The sequence below is a fragment of the Psychrobacter sp. TAE2020 genome (assembly GCF_018919485.1).
Taxonomy (GTDB): Bacteria; Pseudomonadota; Gammaproteobacteria; order Pseudomonadales; family Moraxellaceae; genus Psychrobacter.
On record NZ_JAHLMU010000001.1, the window covers coordinates 3,137,626 to 3,157,974 of the forward strand.

A 20,349-nucleotide genomic window follows, 5' to 3' on the forward strand; every position below is an offset into this window, starting at 1 on the left:
TTAAGCCTCCCCAACCGTTAAGATGGTACCATCCATACTATATTCTGGAATAGGTAAATTTAGCGGTGCTGGAACGCCACTATAAACACGACCCGCTAAGTCATATTTAGAGCCATGACAAGGACAGAAAAATCCACCATACCAATCATTACCACCTAAGTCAGTTGCACCAATATCAGGACGGTAGTTTGGAGCACAGCCTAAATGTGTACACACGCCTTCAACCACCAATATTGATGGATCTAATGAACGTGTAGGATTTGCACAGTATTCAGGTTGTAGTGACGCAAGAGAGTCAGGGTCAGAGAGTAATGGAATTACTGGCTTTAAGTTACCTAACATTTCTTCCGTGCGTTTGACCACAAAGATAGGTTTGCCACGATATTTCACGACGATCATTTGACCTTCTTCGACAGAACCAATATCTTGGGTAACTGCTGCTCCGGCAGCTTCTGCTTTGGCACTTGGATACCAAGAGCGCACAAAAGGGGTGGCAACAGCAGCTACCCCAGCGGCGCCAATTGCGGCAGTTGAGGCAATAAGAACTCTACGACGTTGTACATTAACGCCTTCGGCTTGGCTCATTAATACTTCCTCCAGGTGAATGAAATGGGATTATCCCACACTGGGTTTGTGTCTTAGAAATTTACAATGTCAGTTACCAGCCACTTTAGCGGTGCCTAATTTTGCTAATTGTTGCTATTCTAAGCTATTTTGGTCATAAAACAAATTATTGTGTTAAAAATAAAGCAGACCCGATAGGCTATACTTGACTGGTAAACATTATAAAAATGCCTGTAGCCATTTTGTTATCACTGTTTGAGACAAGATATACATTACCGAAGTTTGGGTATCGATTACCTTATAAATTATAAGGGTATTTAACAATAGGGAATGATACTTCAAATGAAGACAATGTTCACTAACTTTCAGTATGTTTCGGTCAGGTAAATAGACAAAATATAGCAAACGTAATCTATTGTCACCTGCATGTCATTGTGGTTATAACCCTATTTTTAAATGACAGCAATGGAAGATGTTTTCTAATCAACATATCTTCAAACTAAAAGTTTTCAATCAACAACTTTATATTTACTTAAGGCTATTGATTGTCAACTTAGAGATTCAGTCGGCTATACAGCATAGTGTAGCCTTCAAGCTAATATAGCTTAACCTTCAAGCATATCCCAACGCTCAAGTTTGCCCATCATTTCTTCTTCAATAGCTAATAGGCGTTCGCTAGCCACAGTAGCCGCATCAAATTCTTTGATAAACCAAGAACCATCGGCTAGTTTCTGTTGCAGCTCAGCTTGTTCAGTCTCTAAAGCCGCAATTTCTTTTGGCAGAGCATCAAGCTCACGCTGGTCATTGAAGTTAAGCTTTTTTGCCGTTTTATTGGACTTAACCGCGGCTGGTGTAAGTTTAGCCGCATTCTTAGGAGCGACACTGTTAGATCTTGCTGCTTGTGCGGCTTGGACACGGTTTTTTTGTACTAAGTATTCTTGATAGCCACCAACATACTCTTGCACAACGCCTTTACCCTCTGCGTCTTCATCAAATACCCAAGTGGAAGTGACTACGTTATCCATAAATGAGCGATCATGACTAATTAGCAATATAGTGCCGTTAAAGCTAGCTACAGACTCTTCTAAGAGTTCAAGCGTTGCCATATCCAAGTCGTTAGTTGGCTCATCGAGCACTAGAATATTAGCAGGCTTTAGTAGTTGCTTAGCTAGTAGTACGCGGTTACGCTCACCACCTGACAAGGCTTTGACAGGAGTACGTGCGCGCTCTGGAGCAAATAAGAAGTCTTGTAGATAGCTCATAATATGAGTTTTTCGACCGCCAACTTCGACGAAGTCTGAGCCTTCCGAGACATTTTGCGCCACACTAGCTTCTAGGTCTAACTGATCACGCAACTGATCAAAAAAGGCGATTTTGAGGTTAGTGCCCAATTCGACATTACCCGTTTTGATAACTTCATCGTCAGACATATCTAGCAAGGCTTTGATCAAAGTGGTCTTACCAGCACCGTTTGGCCCAATAATACCGATTTTGTCACCACGCATGATAGTAGTAGTGAAATTATCGACTAGCACATTACCATCATATTCAAGGTGTAGGTTTTTGACTTTACAGACCAGCTTGCCACTTTTCTCGCCAGCATCCATAGTAATATTGACGTTACCGACTTGATCACGGCGACCACCGCGCTCTTCACGCAAAGCCTTTAGCTCACGAACACGGCCTTCATTACGGGTACGACGTGCCTTGATGCCTTGACGAATCCATACTTCTTCTTGGGCCAGTTTTTTATCAAAATTGGCATTATTCTTTTCTTCAGCTAGTAGTTGCAGCTCTTTAAGCTCTTGATAACGAGCGTAGCCACCTTCACCTTGCGTCACATCATAGCTAGTCAATAATCCACGATCCAGCTCAACGATACGAGTGGCCAGTTTATTCACAAAGGCTCTATCATGGGTGACGAATAATAAGGTCAAACCCTGCCAGTCTAACAAGAAGCGCTCCAGCCACTCGATACTATCAACGTCTAAATGGTTGGTTGGCTCATCAAGTAATAGTACATCGGGCTTAGTGACTAAAGATCGGGCTAATAGTACTCGGCGCTTACGACCACCAGACAATGAGGACAAGTCATCATTAGGATCGAGTCCCATAGTAGTGATTAATCGGGTAGCTTCACGCTCCAGATCCCAGCCATGCACCGCATCGATATCATGCTGCAAGGTGGCCATGCGCTCACAGGCATCCATGTCGCCATCCGCACAAAGATTAGTCTGCTGGTTATAGCTGATGAGTAGATCGGCAGTGCGGCGACTGCCACCCATGACGATATCTAAGATGCGACCGCTAGTTTCAGGGACATCTTGCTCAAGCATAGCAACACGCACACTGCTGCTAGTGATGACTTCGCCACTATCAGGCTGCAAAGTACCACTGATCAGTTTGAACAAAGTAGATTTACCTTCGCCATTGCGACCGATTAAACACACACGCTCACCAGCGTCAATGCTAAAATCTACGCCGTCAAGAACGGGAGCTACGCCAAAGGCGAGATGAATATCTTTTAAATGTATCAGTGCCATAAAGTATCTTAAGCTTATATATAGTAAGTGGAATAGGTTTTAGCCTGATAGACACCTTATTCTGACTAGAATAAAGGCGATGACTAAATCGCCGCCATTATAACATGCTGCTATACCACTTTAGCGAGTGTACAAAAAACTTTATCCTGCTTACTGTAAACACAACCCTTGACCTTACTATATTATCAACAAAACAATTAAAGAGAAAACTATGACTACATCGGCATTACCGCTTAATATTGACGCCCATGGGGAACTTACTGCGCAAGTGATTGAATTACAAATGACTATGGCTCATTTAGAGATGACGGTAGAGCGTCTGGATCAAGTCATTACTCACCAAGACAAAAATATTCGTGATTTGCAACGTCAGCTGCAACTGGTTTATAAACAAGTGGAAGGTCAAAGCGGCGAGGAGGGCATTGCGCCATTCGATATCATGGCTGATCGCCCGCCCCACTATTAATCGCTGTTATAGTGGCAGGGTAAAGTTAGTATCATAATAACCGCCTTATGACTGCCTAGTCATAATAGCCAAATAGAGCATTTTGATGGTTGTCTTACTAAGCAAAAGACATTAATATTCTTCGCTCAAACTGCTGCCCAGCTATTAGCTAGCCGGAGTAGTGCAACAATAAGGATGTTTGGAGATCATTATGCAAGCCACTTTTCAATTAAAAAAGCTTACTGTGGCTATCACAGCTTTTTCTATCGCTAGCGTTGCTAGTGCTGCTGGCTTGGATCGTTCGGGTCAAGATATTACTGCATTTCTACAAGATGGCTTGTACGCTGAGGTTAGCTATACCTATCTAGATGCTGACGTAACAGGTACTGATGCATCAGGCCACAGCATCGACGATATCGCTGAGTCTTATGACTTCTTCCGCTATGGAGTAAAGGCTGATATTAACGATACTTTCAGTGTGGGTGTGTTGTATGACGAGCCTTTTGGGGCATCAGCTGACTATAGAGGCAATAATAATTTCGTCGATCAAAATCCTAACTCACCTAGAAATGGTGAAGGGACTAATGTCGAAGTGCGTACTGAAAGTATCACCGGTATCGTTGGCGCAAAACTTGGTGCTAATAAGAATTTTCAACTCTATGGTGGTCCAGTTGCTCAGCGCGTACAAGCTGATGTAAAGTTACGCGGTTTAAGTTATGGCCCAGCTAATGGTTATACTACTCATGTCAGTGCTGACCAAGATTACGGCTGGCTAGCGGGGGTTGCTTACAGTAAGCCTGAGATAGCGTTAAAAGCGGCGTTGACTTATCGCTCTGAGATTGAGCATAACTCGCAAGCATCTGAAAGCTATCCTTTGGCAACGATAATTGGTGGTTCTATACCGCCAGTAGCTGGTGGACCGTTTGCATTTCCAACAAACAGAAGTAGTGATATTGAGATTACTACCCCTAAGTCAGTAAACTTTGATTTTCAAACGGGTATTAATCCAACGACGCTAGCCACTGCAAAGGTGCGCTGGGTACCATGGAGCGACTTTGCCATCGTGCCGTCACTATACAATGAGGTGAGCACTGCTAATCCTGCCTATCGTCCTGATGGCTTGCCATTAGTGAGCTATGATAAAGATCAGTGGGTAGTAGAGCTTGGACTAGCTAAACGCCTTACACCAGCACTAGCCGTAACTGGTAATATTGGCTGGGATAGTGGTGCTGGCGATCCAGTAACGTCATTAGGCCCTATCGAAGGTTACTATAGCGCAGGCCTTGGTGCTAAGTATAATGTCACTGAAAATTGGGCGATATCAGCTGGCGGTAAATACTTGTGGTTCGGAGATGCACAAGGACAAATACCTTCAAAGAACATCGTTGGTGAGTTTGAAGACAATGATGGCTATGCACTCGGTCTTAAGCTGTCTTATCAAGCTAAGCAATAGCTTATAAAGCCAAATATCATATTTTAGAGTTTTTGATAAAAATTTGCCCTTAGTTTTTCGGATTTATCATTAAGGTTCAAATAGTTATCGATTTATAGAGCGATCCTTAGAGGGTCGCTTTTTTTATATCTGTGATACAGCGTTATTTAAGTTGCAAGCTTTCTAACAGCTTTGTAAATACTATTTGTACTGTTCAGTCATATCCAAGAAATAAAGTACTTTAATTGTTGTTTTAGTGTCAGAAAGCAATTACTATTCAATTCAGGACGCCGTTTTTATATTTAGTAACAAATTAATTGTACTAACGGCAAAACAATGCGGATGTTTGGAGAGATATAATGCGCCCTACTTTTCAGTTAAAAACCCTTGCGGTAGCAGTTGCTGCTTTTTCTGTTGCTAGTGCCGCTAGCGCTGCTGGCCTAGATCGTTCAGGTCAAGACATCACTGCTTTTTTCCAAGATGGACTCTATGCTGAAACCGTCTATACTTATATTGATGCTGATGTCAGTGGTAAAGACAGTGCCAACGTTGTTCCTACTAGCAATACTTATGTCGAAGGTCAGGACACTGGTGATATCGCTGAATCATACGATTTCTTTCGCTATGGGGTAAAAGCGGATATCAATGACACTTTTAGTGTAGGTATTATTTATGATGAGCCGTTCGGTGCTGCTGCTGAATATAAGGAAAGCAACTTTGTAGCTCAAAGTGGCGATACCCGTGAAGCTACTATTACGCGTATTTCTGGAGGTCTTATTGGTCCAAGTTCACCACTTGGTGTCACTAGTTTTGCTCAAGCACAAGCTACAGTGAATGCTCTTCAACGTAAAATAGGACTAGGCGGCACTTTGACGCCGCAAGAGCAAGGTGCTTTAACAGCATTAGCTCCAGCAGTTGGCATTGTTAATGGAGAGTTCGGTACGGCAGGTCAAAATACCAATGTTGAAGTACGTAGCGAAAACTTAACGGCTATCCTTGGTGCTAAGTTTGGTGCTAATAAAGAATTCCAAATTTACGGTGGCCCAGTTGCTCAGCGTATTCAAGCGGAAGTAAAACTGCGTGGATTGGCTTATGGCCCGGCTACTGGCTATACTTCAAACAGTAATCCTAATATGGACTATGGTTATATCGCTGGAATGTCTTATAGCAAACCTGAAATTGCTTTAAAAGCAGCGTTGACTTATCGTTCTGAAATTGATCATGATTTAGATGTCTCTGAAACCTATCCTCTAGCAGGAACCTTAGCAGGTAATCCAGCTGCGGCTACTCAGAATAGTAATTATCGTATTACTACTCCTAAATCCGTTAACTTTGATTTTCAAACTGGCCTGAATCCAACCACTTTAGCTACGGCTAAAGTACGCTGGGTACCTTGGAGCGATTTTGCCATTACGCCACCACTATATAATGAGGTTAGTAAGCGCAGCTATGGTCCTAATGGTTTAAACTTAGTTGATTATGATGATGATCAGTGGCAAGTAGAACTAGGTGTGGCCAAGCGTATAGCGCCAGCACTTGCTGTTAGTGGCACAGTAGGCTGGGATAGTGGTACTGGTGATGAAACTACTTCACTTGGTCCTATCGATGGCTATTACAGCCTTGGTCTTGGTGCTAAGTACAACTTTACCGAAAACTGGGCAGTATCAGCTGGTGGTAAATACTTATGGTTCGGTGATGCCAAAGGTAGATTACCATCGGGTAAAATCGTTGGTGACTTCCAAGATAATGATGGTTACATCTTAGGTGCCAAGCTTTCTTATCAAGCCAAGCAAGGCTTCTAAGCGCTAAACGCATAGTAAAACTACTCTAAGAGTTACTATAAGAAAGCGATCCTAAAGGGTCGCTTTTTTGTGGCTGTGATTTACGCAAGGTAAAGTAACTAGCGGGTGAAATACTATGGAAGTGAATAGATAACAGTAGTCATTATTTTGGGTCTAAATGGCCGTTGATTCAATGGTGAATAGTCCACTTCATAGCTGATGATAGTAGCAAAAGCATTACGCTAAAATCACCAACTTACCAAGATTCTGTTAGCTGGAAAAACTAAATACTAGTATAGATAGCCAATAAAAAACCTCGCTACCGTAACAGCAACGAAGTTTGTAATTATGATTTATAGTAAATAAGCTAAGCTTATTTGTGTAAATTAAGCTCCATCTCTTTAAAGGTAGCAGCAACGGTAGGTTTTGGACCGCCTGTTGCAATACTCACCACAAAGATAGCGATAGTACTTAACACAAAGCCTGGAACGATAGCATATAACCAGCTATTGAGCGCCATACCATTCATCTGGAATGGGCCATATATCCATAAAATAACCGTTAACGCTCCAACAACCATACCGGCAACTGCACCATTACGGTTCATACCACGCCATACAAGACTAAAGATAACTAGAGGTCCAAATGCGGCACCGAATCCTGCCCAAGCGTTAGATACTAAGGTTAGTACTGAGCTGTTGGGATCCGAAGCTAACATGATTGACACTACAGCAACGATTATAACTGAGATACGTCCTACCATTACTTGGCGAGACTCTGAAGCTTCTCTATCTAAGAAGAGCTTATAGACGTCTTTAGTTAGCGAGCTTGATACTACTAACAGCTGTGATGAGATGGTACTCATAATTGCCGCTAAAATAGCTGCTAACAAGAAACCTGAGACTAATGGCGTGAATAAGAACTGAGTGAATACTAAGAAGATCGTTTCTGGATCTTCTAAAGTCATAGCGGTTTTTTGTACATAAGCCCGACCAGCGAAACCAGTCATTAATGAACCAATCAAGCTAACAACCATCCAGCTCATACCGATGTTACGGGCGGTAGGAACATCTTTAACCGAGCGAATCGCCATAAAGCGGACAATAATGTGCGGTTGACCGAAATAACCCAGACCCCATGCCATTAAGGAAATAATGCCTAAGATCGCCATACCATCCGGTAAACCATTAGTGAAGTTCAGTAGGTTTGGATCAATGTTTTTGACAGCAGTAGTAGCCGCTGAGATACCACCAAGATCAGTAAAGGCCACAACAGGCACAATTATCATGGCAAATAGCATGATAATACCCTGCACAAAATCAGTCATAGACACTGCTAAGAAGCCTCCGAACAGGGTATAAGCGACAACGACGCCTGCGGTAACCCATAAGCCAGTAGCATAAGAAAGATTTAGTGAACTTTCAAACAGCTTACCACCACCAACTAAGCTAGCTGCAGTGTAAACCGTGAAGAATAAAATAATAACTATCGCTGAGATAACGCGCAACATATGCGACTTATCTTCAAATCGGTTGGCGAAGTAATCAGGTAAGGTAATAGCATTGTTGGCGACCTCAGTATAAACTCGCAGACGAGGTGCAACGATAATGTAGTTTAATAAAGCACCAAGGGTTAAGCCTAGTGCAATCCAGACACTGACGATCCCGTCGGCATACATATAGCCAGGTAGACCTAGTAATAGCCAACCAGACATGTCTGATGCCCCGGCGGATAATGCTGTTACTGCTGGGCCTAAACTACGGCCACCAAGCATATAACCTTCTGTGTCATTGGATTGCTTAAAGTAAGCATAAACACCGATCCCAAGCATCACTAAAAAATAGGCGCCAAGCGATATCAGTACGCCACTTGAAACTCCGTTCATATAACTGTCCTTAGCCAACTGCTTGGCTTTAATGAGATATAACTATAAGACAGACAACTATAAATTCACTATCGAAAGAGAGTATTGAAAGGCAGAAAAAAGCAGAAGTACGAAATACTTAATACCAGTAATATTTAATAATTGGCAAGCAACTTGATATTAAGTAAATAGTTGCTAAAATTTTTACATGATTGATAGTAATTTAGCGGCTTGTTCAGACTTGCTTTATGTTGCTGACAATCAGCTTATCCAGATAAAATCAATCATCTAAAACTGTTAGTCTGTCTACTATTTAGTCTTTTCTGCTCTGTCTTAATAGTATTATTGTTGATCTTATAAGTGACTTATTATGAAGTGTAGCCACTAATAAACTACTAGCCTCATTAACCATCGTCATCTAATAATCTCTAAATTCAATAGCTTGCGTTGATTTACTGGTTAAAAATAAACCTGCTAATTTAGAGAGGTTAATTAATTAAACTAACAAACCGTTTATACAGGTTTTAAAACCAACCTGCAATAAAAGATTGCTAAAGATATACAATTAGTACTAATCAATATTACTAATGTAATTTTTTGTAAAATAGTCGGTACCGTAACCAGTGTTGAATATTTACAAGTAGACGCTACTGATAGAGGCTAGTTAAACCAAGCTAGATTCCGGACAAGGTTTGAATGGAAGATGAACTTTTAGTATTAGTATTTTCTACAACTTGTTGACTCTTATTAGTTTAACTGGATTTACCATACCTTTTTCATTAATAGCAGCAGGCAATTTTGCCGTCAGTGTTGCCAACGGAGTAAGCCAAGTACGGCTTCGCCCGTCGGCAAGACAACAGCTATGCTGGCCGCTGGGAAAGGAGTTATTATTGCCGTGTACTTACTATTACCAGAACTAGCTATTACCAGAACTAGGCCTTTACTAAGACTAGTCTACAGAGCTTTATCTGGCTACTGCTTTGAAAATAGCCCTTAAAAATAATGGCTGTCAATAATATAGCTACTAATAATATAAAAGGGCTGTGGTCGACAGTTAAACAGGGCTTAGTATTATAAAGTCTTTCAATGCTACTGCCAGCGCACTTAGATTACAGTAAACAGTCGATCAACAAATAAAGTAAATATAGACTATAGATCTATCTGAGTCATAAACGACAATCAACAACCAGTTACTTTGATGACTTAAACTGTTGCTCTGATCAGTTAATCAATAGGGGAGAGTAAGTCAAGTAAAGCGGTAACGCTGCTAGAAGGCGTTAGTTTTGGATTGATCACCACACCTAAATAGCGTTGTAGCTCTATATTATCTGCCATATTTATACGTTCTAAATCTTGGCTAATAAGAGTTTGGGGTAGTACTGACCAACCAAGACCTACTGAGACTAACATGCGGATTGACTCAAGCGGGTTGGTACTCATAGTGGCATAAGGTTTTAAGTTATGTTTGGCAAACTCTGCTAAAGTAATTTGACTAGTGAAAGTGTTGGCAGAAGGCAAAATAGCAGGATAACGTGCCAGCTGCTCTAAAGTAACGTTGGTTTTCTTAGCCAAGGGGGATAGGGTGCCGGTCATAAAGTACAGCGGATCTGACCATAAAGTATGATAAGTTAAGCGTTTGTCGTAGACTGGAGGCAAGGTCATGAAAGCTAATGACAAATCGCCATCAAGCACTGCTTTGTGGGCTTCTTCTGAATCGACAAAACGTACATCTAGCTGTACTGCTGGATAACTTTGAATAAAGTGCTTTAATACTGGCGCCAAATGATGTAAGCCAATATGATGACTAGTGCCGATGACTAACTTCCCCGATATAATATGTTTTGAATGCTGTAAGTTTATCTTAAAGTTTTCATAATCATCCAGCCACCGCTTAGCATGAGGCAGCATCTCGCTAGCTGCTTGAGTCGGTACAATGCCTCTTCCTACCGTATCAAATAAAGTAATTTTGAACTCATCTTCTAAATTTTTGATACGTTTGCTTACTGCAGGCTGAGTAATAAACAGCTTTTCTGCTGCGCCTGATATACTGCCTATCTGCATAACCGTGACAAATGTAATCAAATTAGTAGTATTCAAACTAGTATCCTTAGCTATAAAAGCGAATCATAAATAAAAGTTGTCTTACCCAATCAAAACTTCTTAGAAATAAAAGTTTGTGAATAGATAAAAATCATCAATTATTATTATAGAATTAGGCTGTTATAATCACAAGGTATCAAGACAATTATTGACACTATATATGATAAATATTTTCGATAACCCTCTTTAGTAAGTAATATTAGTAACTAATGATCGCTAGCGATTTTGCGATACTCTCAATAACAACAGGCAGCTGACGCTAAAATACTTACTTCCTATACTGTATCTATAGTGATTTGATAGGCAAAGTACCCTATCCGTAGGAATAGCTAGCAATTAGCCACCAAGAAAGGACAGTAATATGGCCGCTCAAACTTTATATGACAAACTTTGGCATGCCCATGAAGTCACTAAGCGTGACGATGGCTCCAGCCTAATCTACATTGATCGCCATCTATTGCATGAGGTAACTAGTCCGCAAGCATTTGAAGGCTTGGAATTAGCCAATAGACTGCCTTGGCGCTTGTCTGCCAATATTGCTAGCCCTGATCATAACGTACCGACAGTCACTAAAGAGCGCTTACAAGGTGTAGCTGGGATCAAAGATAAAGTTTCCCGCTTACAAGTAGTCACTTTAGACGATAATTGCGCTAAGTTTAATATTGCTGAGTTCACTATTAATGATGCGCGGCAAGGCATCTTGCATGTCGTCGGCCCTGAACAAGGCCTAGTATTACCAGGTATGACTGTAGTCTGTGGTGATTCACATACGGCTACTCATGGTGCTTTAGGCTGTTTGGCTCATGGTATTGGCACCTCAGAAGTCGAGCATGTACTGGCCACTCAGTGTTTGATTGCCAAAAAAATGAAAAATATGCAGATTCGGGTCAATGGTAAGCTTGGCATTGGGGTGACCTCAAAAGATGTAGTATTGGCTATTATTGCCCAAATTGGCACTGCAGGCGGTACAGGACATGCCATCGAATTTGCTGGAGAAGTATTCGAAGCGATGAGTATGGAAGGGCGGATGACCGTCTGTAACATGGCTATCGAAGCGGGTGCTCGTGTAGGGATGGTGGCAGTTGATGATATCACTATCGATTATGTCAAAGGCCGTCCTTACGCGCCAACAACAGAGCAATGGCAGCAAGCGGAAACTTATTGGCGCACGCTACACTCGGATGCTGATGCAGTATTTGATACTGTTATTGAAATCGATGGTAGCAAAATCGCACCGCAAGTCTCTTGGGGTACTTCTCCTGAGATGGTGGTTGATATCACTCAGTCGATACCGACTGTTGATCAAGCTGTTGATGAGTCGCAGCAGGAAGGGTGGTTACGCGCTTATACTTATATGGGTCTAGAAGGCGGCCAAAAAATTACCGATATTCAACTTGATCGTATCTTTATTGGCTCTTGTACTAACTCACGTATCGAAGATTTACGTGATGCAGCAGCAGTAATCAAAGGGCGCAAAGTAGCTAGTACTATTAAAGAGGCTATCGTGGTTGCTGGTTCTGGACAAGTGAAGCTGCAAGCTGAGGCTGAAGGTTTAGATACGTTATTCACTGACGCTGGCTTCGAATGGCGCGAGCCCGGTTGCTCGATGTGTTTAGCTATGAACGCTGATAAGCTTGAACCACAAGAGCATTGTGCTTCAACTTCTAACCGTAACTTTGAAGGTCGTCAAGGTAATGGGGGACGCACTCATTTAGTTAGTCCTGCGATGGCAGCAGCAGCAGCATTAGCGGGTCACTTTGTCGATGTGCGTGATTACTGAGACTTTTTAAAATCATAGTTAAGTTTGAAGTAACTAGAGATTCTGTTGGTATAGCTGATGACATTGACGCCCCTCATTGTGTTGAGCTCGGCCTAGAATCCACACTGCCTTTGAAAGCATTGATAACTATGATTTTAAATGACTATCAATTGGCTAGTGTTGCCAGTCCTATGATTTACTGGATATGCAAAATAAACCAGGTTCATGTGGCTACTATTATAGTTACTGATAATTTGGCTAGAAAAATTCATTTTAAAGAGAATAATGTGGTTGAGTTTTCTTCAATGAATAAAGTTCATTTTAAGTACACTTGGTAAGTTTATAGCCACTACCATTACATTGATTTTATTAAAAATAGAATAGGAATAATCATGCAAGCTTATAACACCCAAACGGGCATTGTCTGCCCGATGGATCGCTCAAACGTTGATACCGATCAAATTATTGCCAAACAGTTTTTAAAATCTATCAAGCGCACTGGCTTTGGGGTAAATCTATTTGACGATTGGCGTTATTTAGATGAAGGCTATCCTGGTCAAGACAACAGTAATCGTCCTATTAACCCAGACTTTATTCTGAATCAACCGCGTTATCAAGGCGCGAGTATTCTATTGGCGCGTAAGAACTTTGGCTGCGGCTCTAGCCGTGAACATGCCCCTTGGGCGCTATCAGAGTATGGTTTTCGTACGGTGATTGCCCCAAGCTTCGCTGATATTTTTTATAATAATTGTTTTAAAAACGGCATGCTACCTATCGTTCTCAATGAAGCTATCGTTGATAGTCTTATGCAAGCTACTTTTGCTAACGAAGGCTATGAGCTAAGTGCTGATCTTGAGCGCCAAGTGGTTATTACGCCAACAGGTGAAGAATACCCATTTGAGATTGATGCTTTTCGTAAGCACTGTTTGTTGAATGGGCTTGATGATATCGGTCTAACTTTGCAGCAGAGCGACGCTATTAAAACTTATGAGCAAGAAATGATGCAAAAAACGCCTTGGATATTTAACCAAGTGCATGCCTAGATATAGTTTTGGCTACTGCTACAAATAAAGATAGACAGTTGTTACTATGGCGTTGAGTTATAGTAACAATGTGGCTAGAATAATAGATAACTTATTACTAACCTAGACAGTAGCTATCATTATGAATGAAAAAATTTATACTTTATTCAATAAAACAGCAGTAGCAATCAGCTTGCTGTCTTTGTTAGCTATGTCAGGCTGCCAATCCCTATTAAGCTCTCAGTCAGGCTATAAAAAAATAGAAAATGCTGAGCAAGCGCAAGTGTGGGCAGGAGAAATCATTCCTATGCTTAATGAAGTCAACATTGCTTGCGCAGGTACTTATCATTGTGAAATTACTCGAATTGATAATACAGCCATAATATCAACAGACACTCATAAGCCTGTTAATTCCGCACTGTTAGTTTCTATGGCAGGGACTAATGGCAAGCCTTATGCTAAGCTTAGTAAAGCTGAGCAAGCACAATTGCAGGCTAAGGCGTCACAGTTGACTAATGATAAGTCAGTAAAAATAATACCGCTAACCGCTTCTGCTATGCCGAACCTGACTAATTATTATGCTAGTGTTAAGCCGATCAAACGTGAGGTACACGTCAATTTTTATCCTGAGAATAATGTCGATTATATTGAACGTTTTGCCCTGATTGACGAGTTTAAAGAACAAGGTACTTATGTGGTACAAGCCTACCGTCAAAAGCTCGCTGAAAATAATGACAGTTTATTAGACAGTGCTTCACCTACACCACTGTGTATTGATTTGTTAAAAGATAAAGTTTTAAAACGTCGTTTTTGCAAGCAGCCAGATGCAGAAAGTCAAGGCGAGTTTGTAGAATTAGTACTAGCAAATAAAGCTAACAAAAATAACAAACGCGACTAGCTTTATAATGGCATGGATAATTTACCTCATTATGGTCAAAGTTATTGATTATTAATGAGCAACCAGTGACAAGGAATAGTATGGCAACGATTTTAACCTTAGCAGGCGATGGTATTGGTCCTGAAATCATGACCCAGGCGCTTGATGTATTAACCGCAGTTAATAATAAGTTCGATTTACAGTTAACCCTTGAGTCTGGACTGATTGGTGGCGTGGCAGTCGATGCTACTGGTGAGCCCTTACCAGAAGAAACGCTGGCACGTGCGCGCGCTGCTGACGCTGTATTATTAGGAGCTGTTGGAGGGCCTAAGTGGGACGCTATAGAGCGTAGCAAGCGTCCTGAGCGAGGTCTACTAAAGATTCGTAGCGAGCTTGGTCTCTTCGCTAACTTGCGGGTGGCTAAACTCTATCCTCAGCTAGTGAATGCTTCGAGTATCAAACCTGAGATTATCCAAGGGCTTGATTTACTGATTGTACGTGAGCTAACTGGAGGCATCTATTTCGGTGAGCCACGCGGTATTCGCACTTTAGAAAATGGTGAGCAGCAAGGCTATAACACTATGGTCTATAGCACTAGTGAAATTCAGCGCATAGGTAAAGTAGCCTTCGAGCTGGCGAGAACTCGAGCAAAAGCTTCAGGGTTAGCACCAAAAGTGTGTTCAGTGGATAAAGCCAATGTGTTAGAAGTCACGGAGCTGTGGAAGCAGACTATGACAGCTATGCAGCAGAGCGACTATAGCGATGTGGCCTTGTCGCATATGTATGCTGATAATGCTTGTATGCAGCTGATCAAAAATCCAAAGCAGTTCGATGTGATGGTTACTGGCAATATGTTCGGTGACATCTTGTCTGATGAAGCGGCTATGTTGACTGGCTCTATCGGTATGCTGCCTTCTGCCAGTCTAGATAAAGACGGCAAAGGCATGTATGAGCCTTGTCATGGTTCAGCGCCAGATATCGCTGGGCAAGATAAAGCCAACCCACTAGCGACTATCTTGTCTGTGGCTATGATGCTGCGTTATACCTTTAAGCAAGAACAGGCCGCTCTAGCGATTGAGCAAGCGGTAAGTGATGTATTAGATGATGGTCTACGTACTATAGATATTTTGGATAAAAACGAAGCTGGCTTGATCCAAGTAGGATGTAAGCAGATGGGTCAAGCGGTACTGGCCAAACTGTTGTAAATTTATTATTGAGGTTGCTATCTTAGCCCTCTAGTTAATCATCATAAAACCTATAAGTAGCTCAGCTATTTATAGGTTTTTTTGTGCTAGTTACTTTCTGCTGGCAAAACGGCAGATATTAACATAGATACCTTAAGGGTAGGCGTCTATTAACACAATACTATTGTATGCTCACATGAGCTTATGGCATGATTGACAGTGCTATAAGTGCTATAAGTGCTATAAGTGCTATAAGTGCTATAAGTGCTATAAGTGCTATAAGTGCTATAAGTGCTATAAGTGCTATAAGTGCCAAAAAATAACTGGAATGAATAATTAAAAAACCATCAATATAAAAATACTAAAACAACTTGAGGAAACCACATGTATTCATTAACTAAAATTAGTAGTGCTATGGCAGCAATTGGTTTGTCTACTATGCTATTTATGAGTCCAGCTATAGCAGCGCCTAATACTGATGCTGATATTAGTCCAGTCACTAATGGTGTTAGTCAAAAACTAACAGGGGATAGTAAAACAGCAGTTTCGTTAAATAAGCTGCTACCTACTATCAAATATAATACTGATAAATTGCCAAAGACGGCGCAAAAAGTGAATAGCGCTAAATGGACAAGAGGGGTAAAAATAGATCGCAGTTTAGGCACTAAACTGCAAGCATTATTGAACTGGCATCAGCATGGCGTTGGGGCTGTCGATGGCTATTGGGGTAAAAATACTCGTAAAGCTATGCAAGCCTTTCAAAAAGCTAAAAACTTAAGCGTAACTGATACTTTAAATGAGGAAACTTGGCAGGCACTAACGGCGAGTGAACGCTTAACTAGTCAACCAGTATTAGTTAATTATCAGCTAACTGAAGATGATATTAATATAAAAACCACTACGATTCCTGCTAGTGCAGAGGCTAAGGCTAAACTAGATGGCATGTATTACGAGAGTGTGTTGGAGGGGCTGGCAGAAAAATTCCATATGAATGAGAAGTATATAAAGTCGCTCAATCCAAGCGCTAGGTTTAGCGCAGGGGAGACTATCATTGTCTATAATCCTAGTAACCCTAATACTAAGCCAGTCAGTCGAGTGGTCGCTGACAAAACCACTCAGACCTTATATGCTTATGACAAAGACAATAAGTTGATTGCCAGTTATCCTACTACAGTAGGCAGTACCTCGACGCCTTCACCTACTGGTAGTCATACTGTAAAAGTCAAAGTTCATGAACCTAACTATACTTATACTGCTGATGATGGTAGCAAGTCTATTATTCCACCAGGGCCAAACAACCCTGTAGGGTCCGTTTGGATTGGGCTGAGTAAACCTTCTTATGGTATTCATGGCTCGCCAGATCCTGCTCGTATCAGCCGTCAGGCTTCAGCAGGTTGTATACGTTTGACTAACTGGGATGCGTTGGCACTATTAGGTACCATTGAGAATGGTGCTACAGTTGAGTTCAAATAGAAGGTTTAAATACAAGTAGAAAAAAATGGCTGAAGCTCAGTAACTATAGGCAACTATATGAAATAATAGTTATAAAAAAGACATAAAAATACCGCTGATATTAGCGGTATTTTTATGGGCATTAGGATTAAATTTTAGCTTATTCTATTGCTTAAGCAGTGGCCTAAGCAATAGGGTAAGCTTGCATATATCTAGTAAAGCTATTTTAAAGAACTTAAATAACAATGTCTTAACTAACAATGTTTCAAGTCACTACAGTGAGCGGGTATTTATTATTAGTATCCTATAGTCCATCCAGCTATAAATCAATGATTGCTGGCTGTATTAGCTGGATAAAGCGCCCACTAAGTTAAAATAGCTATTAAGTTTTACCACGATAAGTGATGCGACCTTTTGACAAGTCATAAGGGGTCATTTCAACCTTGACCTTATCACCAGTCAAAATACGAATATAATGCTTACGCATCTTACCTGAGATGTGAGCAATGATCTCATGTCCGTTTTCTAAACGAACTTTGAACAGAGTGTTAGGAAGGGTGTCAATGACTTCGCCTTCAAATTCAATAATGTCGTCTTTTTTGGCCATAATTCTATATCAATCAATGAAAAATAAGCCCATATTATACGTAAGTTAGCGCCTTAACGCAACCGGACATATGATTTTTGCTTGACACTGTGTAAGTGATATGTATATCTGTTTTTTAATATTTAAGCTCATTACTCAGGTAGATTGAGCCAAATAGGGGTTAAAGGCGCAGCGGGCAATTGCTGTTGGAAGTGTTCAGGATAATAAGCATTGATAAAGTATAGCCCGTCACCTGAGGCAGTAGGAGGAGCAATAGTACGATCCTCTGCTGCTAGTATCTGTTTAAAGCTGGCTGGCGATAAATCATGGCGGCCTATGGCATATAAAGTACCCATCAAGTTACGTACCATGTGATGCAAAAATCCATCCGCTTGGATATCAAAAACTATAAATTGACCATGTTGAAAAAGTTTAGCATGACTGACATTACGTACCGGCTGATTAGACTGACAAGCTGCCGCTCGAAAGCTAGTAAAATTATGAGTACCTACTATATCCGCAGCCGCCAGTTGCATCGCTGCCAGATCTAAGGGCTCATAAACATGAGTGACTTGATGATTAAGGATAGCTGGGCGCTGAGGCTGGTTCAAGGTGATATAACGGTAGCGTCGAGCCATAGCGCTAAAACGTGCATGAAAATCGTCAGGCATAGGCTGTACCCACCTTAATGCAATGTCACCAGGGAGTAAGCTATTGACCCCACGTAGCCAGTTATGAGGCAGTCGATAAGCATGAGTGACAAAGTGGGCGATCATATTGCTAGCATGAACGCTAGCATCAGTGCGCCCAGCAGCGACTACTTCAACGGTCTCGTTGGCCACAGTGCTGATGGCGGTCTCTAGTGCTTGCTGTACCCCTAATACTTCCCTTTGTCTTTGCCAGCCATGATAGTGGGTACCCAAAAACTCAATAGCAATCGCTAAGGTATAAGTGGCGGGTTCGGTATTACTATTTTCGAGCGCTGTGGCAAAATTGGGTTCTATCATAAGAGTTTTAGGTACAGTCCTATTGGTGATTGGTTAGCAATATCGAGGTCAACTCGCTACTGTTGTGGTTGAGTTTTTACTAGTATTTCGCTAATCTTTGACTAACTAAAATTAGCGTTTTTTTATAGCAGTGCTAGTCTGATTGACATTGTAAGTCCAGCGTTGGCGTCGTCGTGCCGGACTATCATAGCGGAGCAGTAACCATAATAAACGCGCATAAATAGCAGCAATAGTTAAGCGCCCACCAGCAATCACTTGATAGTCATACTGCCAGCTGCCAGCTGCATAACTGTCGCTAACCCCACCGAATGGACATTGGCTAGCACAAATGACCATATGACCTTGCTCATAAGCGGCTTGTAGAGCGCTGGCAAGTGCGGGTGAATAAGGGACATTACCAGCACCAAAGCCCAATAAAATAATACCACAAGGCGGCTCGTTCAATAACGCTTGTAGTTGATTGGCTAGCACTGAAGTATCGTTAGGTAAGCAATATAGTGCATGAACGCGCGCCTGCTGAGCACGACCTTCGATATCGACCTTAAGCAACTGCTGATCATCGAGCCAGTGTTGACGTCGGGTATCTGCTAGCCATTTGATATAGCTGTTAGCAGGGTAGGCCGCTCGCGTGTGACCCGTAAATGCCATAAAATCTTGGCTGTGAATCTTTTGTACCGTTTGTGCTGGCCATGATTCACCACCGAAGCTTATTTTCACCCCTGATTCGCCAGCACTAGCCAGTCTTAATGATTCTTTTAGATTGTCCCAAGCATCACCGTTCTCATCAACTTGATAACTATTTAACACTTCGCTATTAAGTAAGGGTCGCATGCTACCGGTAACTACGATACAGATATCCGAGCCTGCAAAAGCTTCTGCTAAAAAAGCTCCTAAATAGCTTAAAGTGTCAGTACCAGTAATTAAGATAAAACGGCGTGAGCCTTGAGCATAAGCGGCTAATAGCAGCTGATAAAAGTGCACAAAATCATTGGGCGTCAGCTGACTACTATCCTTGATTAAGCTATTGTCTAACCAAGAGATAGTAGGCAAAAAATTCGCTTGCTCGGGGGCCGCCAATAAGGATTGGAGTGCAGGCAAAAACTCATCGGCTGCTAGTGGTGCTAACGGGCGACCATAACTACCAAAAGTACCACCAGCATAAATCAGCTGTACTGGTTTAGTATTAGCTTGGATGACAGTAGCGGATGGGGACATAAGAGTATCGCTATAAATAATGGATAAAAGTAATAAAGATGATAAAGATGATAAAGATGATAAAGATGATAAAGATGATATAGGGAAAACGCTAGTATAAAATGCTAAATTCCAAGAAGTGGTCAATGCCGATCCGTAACTGGACGTCTGCCCTTAATCGCTTTATGATTATGTTTGATGATCGTATTAGTAAGCATTTAATCTAAATGGCAGTTACACAGAATCTGGGATGGTCTCCGATAAGGGAGTGACAGATAATATGTATGTGAATGGTTTACCTACTCATACTCAGCAGATTGCTGACGCAATTTTATCTAATCCTTTCTATAATGGGAAAATTATAAATCTAATTAGCTGTCATTCAGCTTGTAACGGAACTGCCCAAGAATTAAGTAATATTACTGGCTCTATAGTACGAGCTCCTACAAACCGTATAGGAATTCCAAAAGGTTCAAAGGGTAATTCACCCTTAGTAATCGATAGGAATGGAGAATATAAATATTTTTCACCTAAATAAA

At 41.4% G+C, this 20,349-nt stretch carries 16 protein-coding genes; 9 read left to right on the forward strand and 7 right to left on the reverse strand.

Going from position 1 to position 20,349, the window contains the following annotated elements:
• Window positions 1–585, reverse strand: a complete 585-nt coding sequence (gene petA, locus KPY62_RS12925) for a ubiquinol-cytochrome c reductase iron-sulfur subunit (protein ID WP_216582854.1) — start codon at window positions 583–585, stop codon at window positions 1–3.
• 584 nt (window positions 586–1,169) lie between these two features.
• Complete coding sequence (locus KPY62_RS12930; RefSeq protein ID WP_216582856.1) at window positions 1,170–3,107, reverse strand: ATP-binding cassette domain-containing protein; 1,938 nt, start codon at window positions 3,105–3,107, stop codon at window positions 1,170–1,172.
• Between the two features lie 211 nt (window positions 3,108–3,318).
• Here KPY62_RS12930 and KPY62_RS12935 point away from each other — a divergent pair, with 211 nt between their 5' ends.
• From KPY62_RS12935 to KPY62_RS12945, 3 genes are all read left to right on the forward strand, one after another.
• Window positions 3,319–3,573, forward strand: coding sequence for a SlyX family protein (locus KPY62_RS12935; RefSeq protein WP_216582858.1), 255 nt, complete (start codon window positions 3,319–3,321; stop codon window positions 3,571–3,573).
• Between the two features lie 190 nt (window positions 3,574–3,763).
• Entirely contained in the window at window positions 3,764–5,005 is a 1,242-nt protein-coding gene (locus KPY62_RS12940) for an OmpP1/FadL family transporter (RefSeq protein ID WP_216582860.1), read from the forward strand.
• A 338-nt stretch (window positions 5,006–5,343) separates the two neighbouring features.
• Window positions 5,344–6,786: an OmpP1/FadL family transporter gene (locus KPY62_RS12945; protein WP_216582862.1), complete on the forward strand. Its 1,443-nt coding sequence runs from the start codon at window positions 5,344–5,346 to the stop codon at window positions 6,784–6,786.
• A gap of 352 nt (window positions 6,787–7,138) precedes the next feature.
• On the opposite strand, the gene putP is transcribed toward KPY62_RS12945, so the two are convergent.
• Together putP and KPY62_RS12955 are read right to left on the reverse strand one after the other, a co-directional pair.
• Window positions 7,139–8,650, reverse strand: coding sequence for a sodium/proline symporter PutP (gene putP / locus KPY62_RS12950; protein ID WP_216582864.1), 1,512 nt, complete (start codon window positions 8,648–8,650; stop codon window positions 7,139–7,141).
• 1,203 nt (window positions 8,651–9,853) lie between these two features.
• Window positions 9,854–10,726, reverse strand: coding sequence for a LysR family transcriptional regulator (locus tag KPY62_RS12955; protein ID WP_201622487.1), 873 nt, complete (start codon window positions 10,724–10,726; stop codon window positions 9,854–9,856).
• 364 nt (window positions 10,727–11,090) lie between these two features.
• Here KPY62_RS12955 and leuC point away from each other — a divergent pair, with 364 nt between their 5' ends.
• The 5 genes from leuC (at window position 11,091) to KPY62_RS12980 (ending at window position 17,044) form a co-directional block, all read left to right on the forward strand.
• Window positions 11,091–12,509, forward strand: a complete 1,419-nt coding sequence (gene leuC / locus KPY62_RS12960) for a 3-isopropylmalate dehydratase large subunit (RefSeq protein ID WP_216582866.1) — start codon at window positions 11,091–11,093, stop codon at window positions 12,507–12,509.
• Between the two features lie 371 nt (window positions 12,510–12,880).
• Window positions 12,881–13,531, forward strand: a complete 651-nt coding sequence (gene leuD / locus KPY62_RS12965; RefSeq protein WP_216582868.1) for a 3-isopropylmalate dehydratase small subunit — start codon at window positions 12,881–12,883, stop codon at window positions 13,529–13,531.
• A 121-nt stretch (window positions 13,532–13,652) separates the two neighbouring features.
• Entirely contained in the window at window positions 13,653–14,408 is a 756-nt protein-coding gene (locus KPY62_RS12970; RefSeq protein ID WP_216582870.1) for a hypothetical protein, read from the forward strand.
• 80 nt (window positions 14,409–14,488) lie between these two features.
• On the forward strand, window positions 14,489–15,592 hold the full coding sequence (leuB, locus tag KPY62_RS12975; RefSeq protein ID WP_201622492.1) for a 3-isopropylmalate dehydrogenase: 1,104 nt from the start codon (window positions 14,489–14,491) through the stop codon (window positions 15,590–15,592).
• Window positions 15,593–15,955: 363 nt separating this feature from the next.
• A complete protein-coding gene (locus KPY62_RS12980; protein ID WP_216582872.1) occupies window positions 15,956–17,044 on the forward strand; it encodes a L,D-transpeptidase family protein in 1,089 nt (362 codons plus the stop codon).
• A 361-nt stretch (window positions 17,045–17,405) separates the two neighbouring features.
• On the opposite strand, the gene infA is transcribed toward KPY62_RS12980, so the two are convergent.
• The 3 genes from infA to KPY62_RS12995 all read right to left on the reverse strand — a co-directional run bounded on the left by infA (window position 17,406) and on the right by KPY62_RS12995 (window position 19,831).
• Window positions 17,406–17,630, reverse strand: a complete 225-nt coding sequence (gene infA / locus KPY62_RS12985) for a translation initiation factor IF-1 (RefSeq protein ID WP_007395612.1) — start codon at window positions 17,628–17,630, stop codon at window positions 17,406–17,408.
• Between the two features lie 131 nt (window positions 17,631–17,761).
• Window positions 17,762–18,616 carry a tRNA pseudouridine(38-40) synthase TruA gene (gene truA, locus KPY62_RS12990; protein ID WP_216582876.1) on the reverse strand — a complete coding sequence of 285 codons (855 nt, stop codon included), beginning with the start codon at window positions 18,614–18,616 and terminating at the stop codon, window positions 17,762–17,764.
• A 111-nt stretch (window positions 18,617–18,727) separates the two neighbouring features.
• Window positions 18,728–19,831 carry an asparaginase gene (locus KPY62_RS12995; protein WP_216582878.1) on the reverse strand — a complete coding sequence of 368 codons (1,104 nt, stop codon included), beginning with the start codon at window positions 19,829–19,831 and terminating at the stop codon, window positions 18,728–18,730.
• Window positions 19,832–20,060: 229 nt separating this feature from the next.
• On the opposite strand from KPY62_RS12995, the gene KPY62_RS13000 reads away from it, so the two are divergent.
• Complete coding sequence (locus tag KPY62_RS13000) at window positions 20,061–20,348, forward strand: hypothetical protein (RefSeq protein WP_216582880.1); 288 nt, start codon at window positions 20,061–20,063, stop codon at window positions 20,346–20,348.
• Window position 20,349 lies beyond the last annotated feature (1 nt).

What these genes read in the sequence shown, in the direction of transcription:
- KPY62_RS12995 (WP_216582878.1), bottom strand. Translation starts at nt 19,831, where the DNA reads ATGTCCCCATCCGCTACTGTCATCCAAGCTAATACTAAACCAGTACAG.
- leuD (WP_216582868.1), top strand. Translation starts at nt 12,881, where the DNA reads ATGCAAGCTTATAACACCCAAACGGGCATTGTCTGCCCGATGGATCGC.
- KPY62_RS12940 (WP_216582860.1), top strand. Translation starts at nt 3,764, where the DNA reads ATGCAAGCCACTTTTCAATTAAAAAAGCTTACTGTGGCTATCACAGCT.
- infA (WP_007395612.1), bottom strand. Translation starts at nt 17,630, where the DNA reads ATGGCCAAAAAAGACGACATTATTGAATTTGAAGGCGAAGTCATTGAC.
- KPY62_RS13000 (WP_216582880.1), top strand. Translation starts at nt 20,061, where the DNA reads ATGGTCTCCGATAAGGGAGTGACAGATAATATGTATGTGAATGGTTTA.
- leuB (WP_201622492.1), top strand. Translation starts at nt 14,489, where the DNA reads ATGGCAACGATTTTAACCTTAGCAGGCGATGGTATTGGTCCTGAAATC.
- KPY62_RS12945 (WP_216582862.1), top strand. Translation starts at nt 5,344, where the DNA reads ATGCGCCCTACTTTTCAGTTAAAAACCCTTGCGGTAGCAGTTGCTGCT.
- KPY62_RS12930 (WP_216582856.1), bottom strand. Translation starts at nt 3,107, where the DNA reads ATGGCACTGATACATTTAAAAGATATTCATCTCGCCTTTGGCGTAGCT.
- putP (WP_216582864.1), bottom strand. Translation starts at nt 8,650, where the DNA reads ATGAACGGAGTTTCAAGTGGCGTACTGATATCGCTTGGCGCCTATTTT.
- leuC (WP_216582866.1), top strand. Translation starts at nt 11,091, where the DNA reads ATGGCCGCTCAAACTTTATATGACAAACTTTGGCATGCCCATGAAGTC.
- KPY62_RS12980 (WP_216582872.1), top strand. Translation starts at nt 15,956, where the DNA reads ATGTATTCATTAACTAAAATTAGTAGTGCTATGGCAGCAATTGGTTTG.
- truA (WP_216582876.1), bottom strand. Translation starts at nt 18,616, where the DNA reads ATGATAGAACCCAATTTTGCCACAGCGCTCGAAAATAGTAATACCGAA.
- KPY62_RS12970 (WP_216582870.1), top strand. Translation starts at nt 13,653, where the DNA reads ATGAATGAAAAAATTTATACTTTATTCAATAAAACAGCAGTAGCAATC.
- KPY62_RS12935 (WP_216582858.1), top strand. Translation starts at nt 3,319, where the DNA reads ATGACTACATCGGCATTACCGCTTAATATTGACGCCCATGGGGAACTT.
- petA (WP_216582854.1), bottom strand. Translation starts at nt 585, where the DNA reads ATGAGCCAAGCCGAAGGCGTTAATGTACAACGTCGTAGAGTTCTTATT.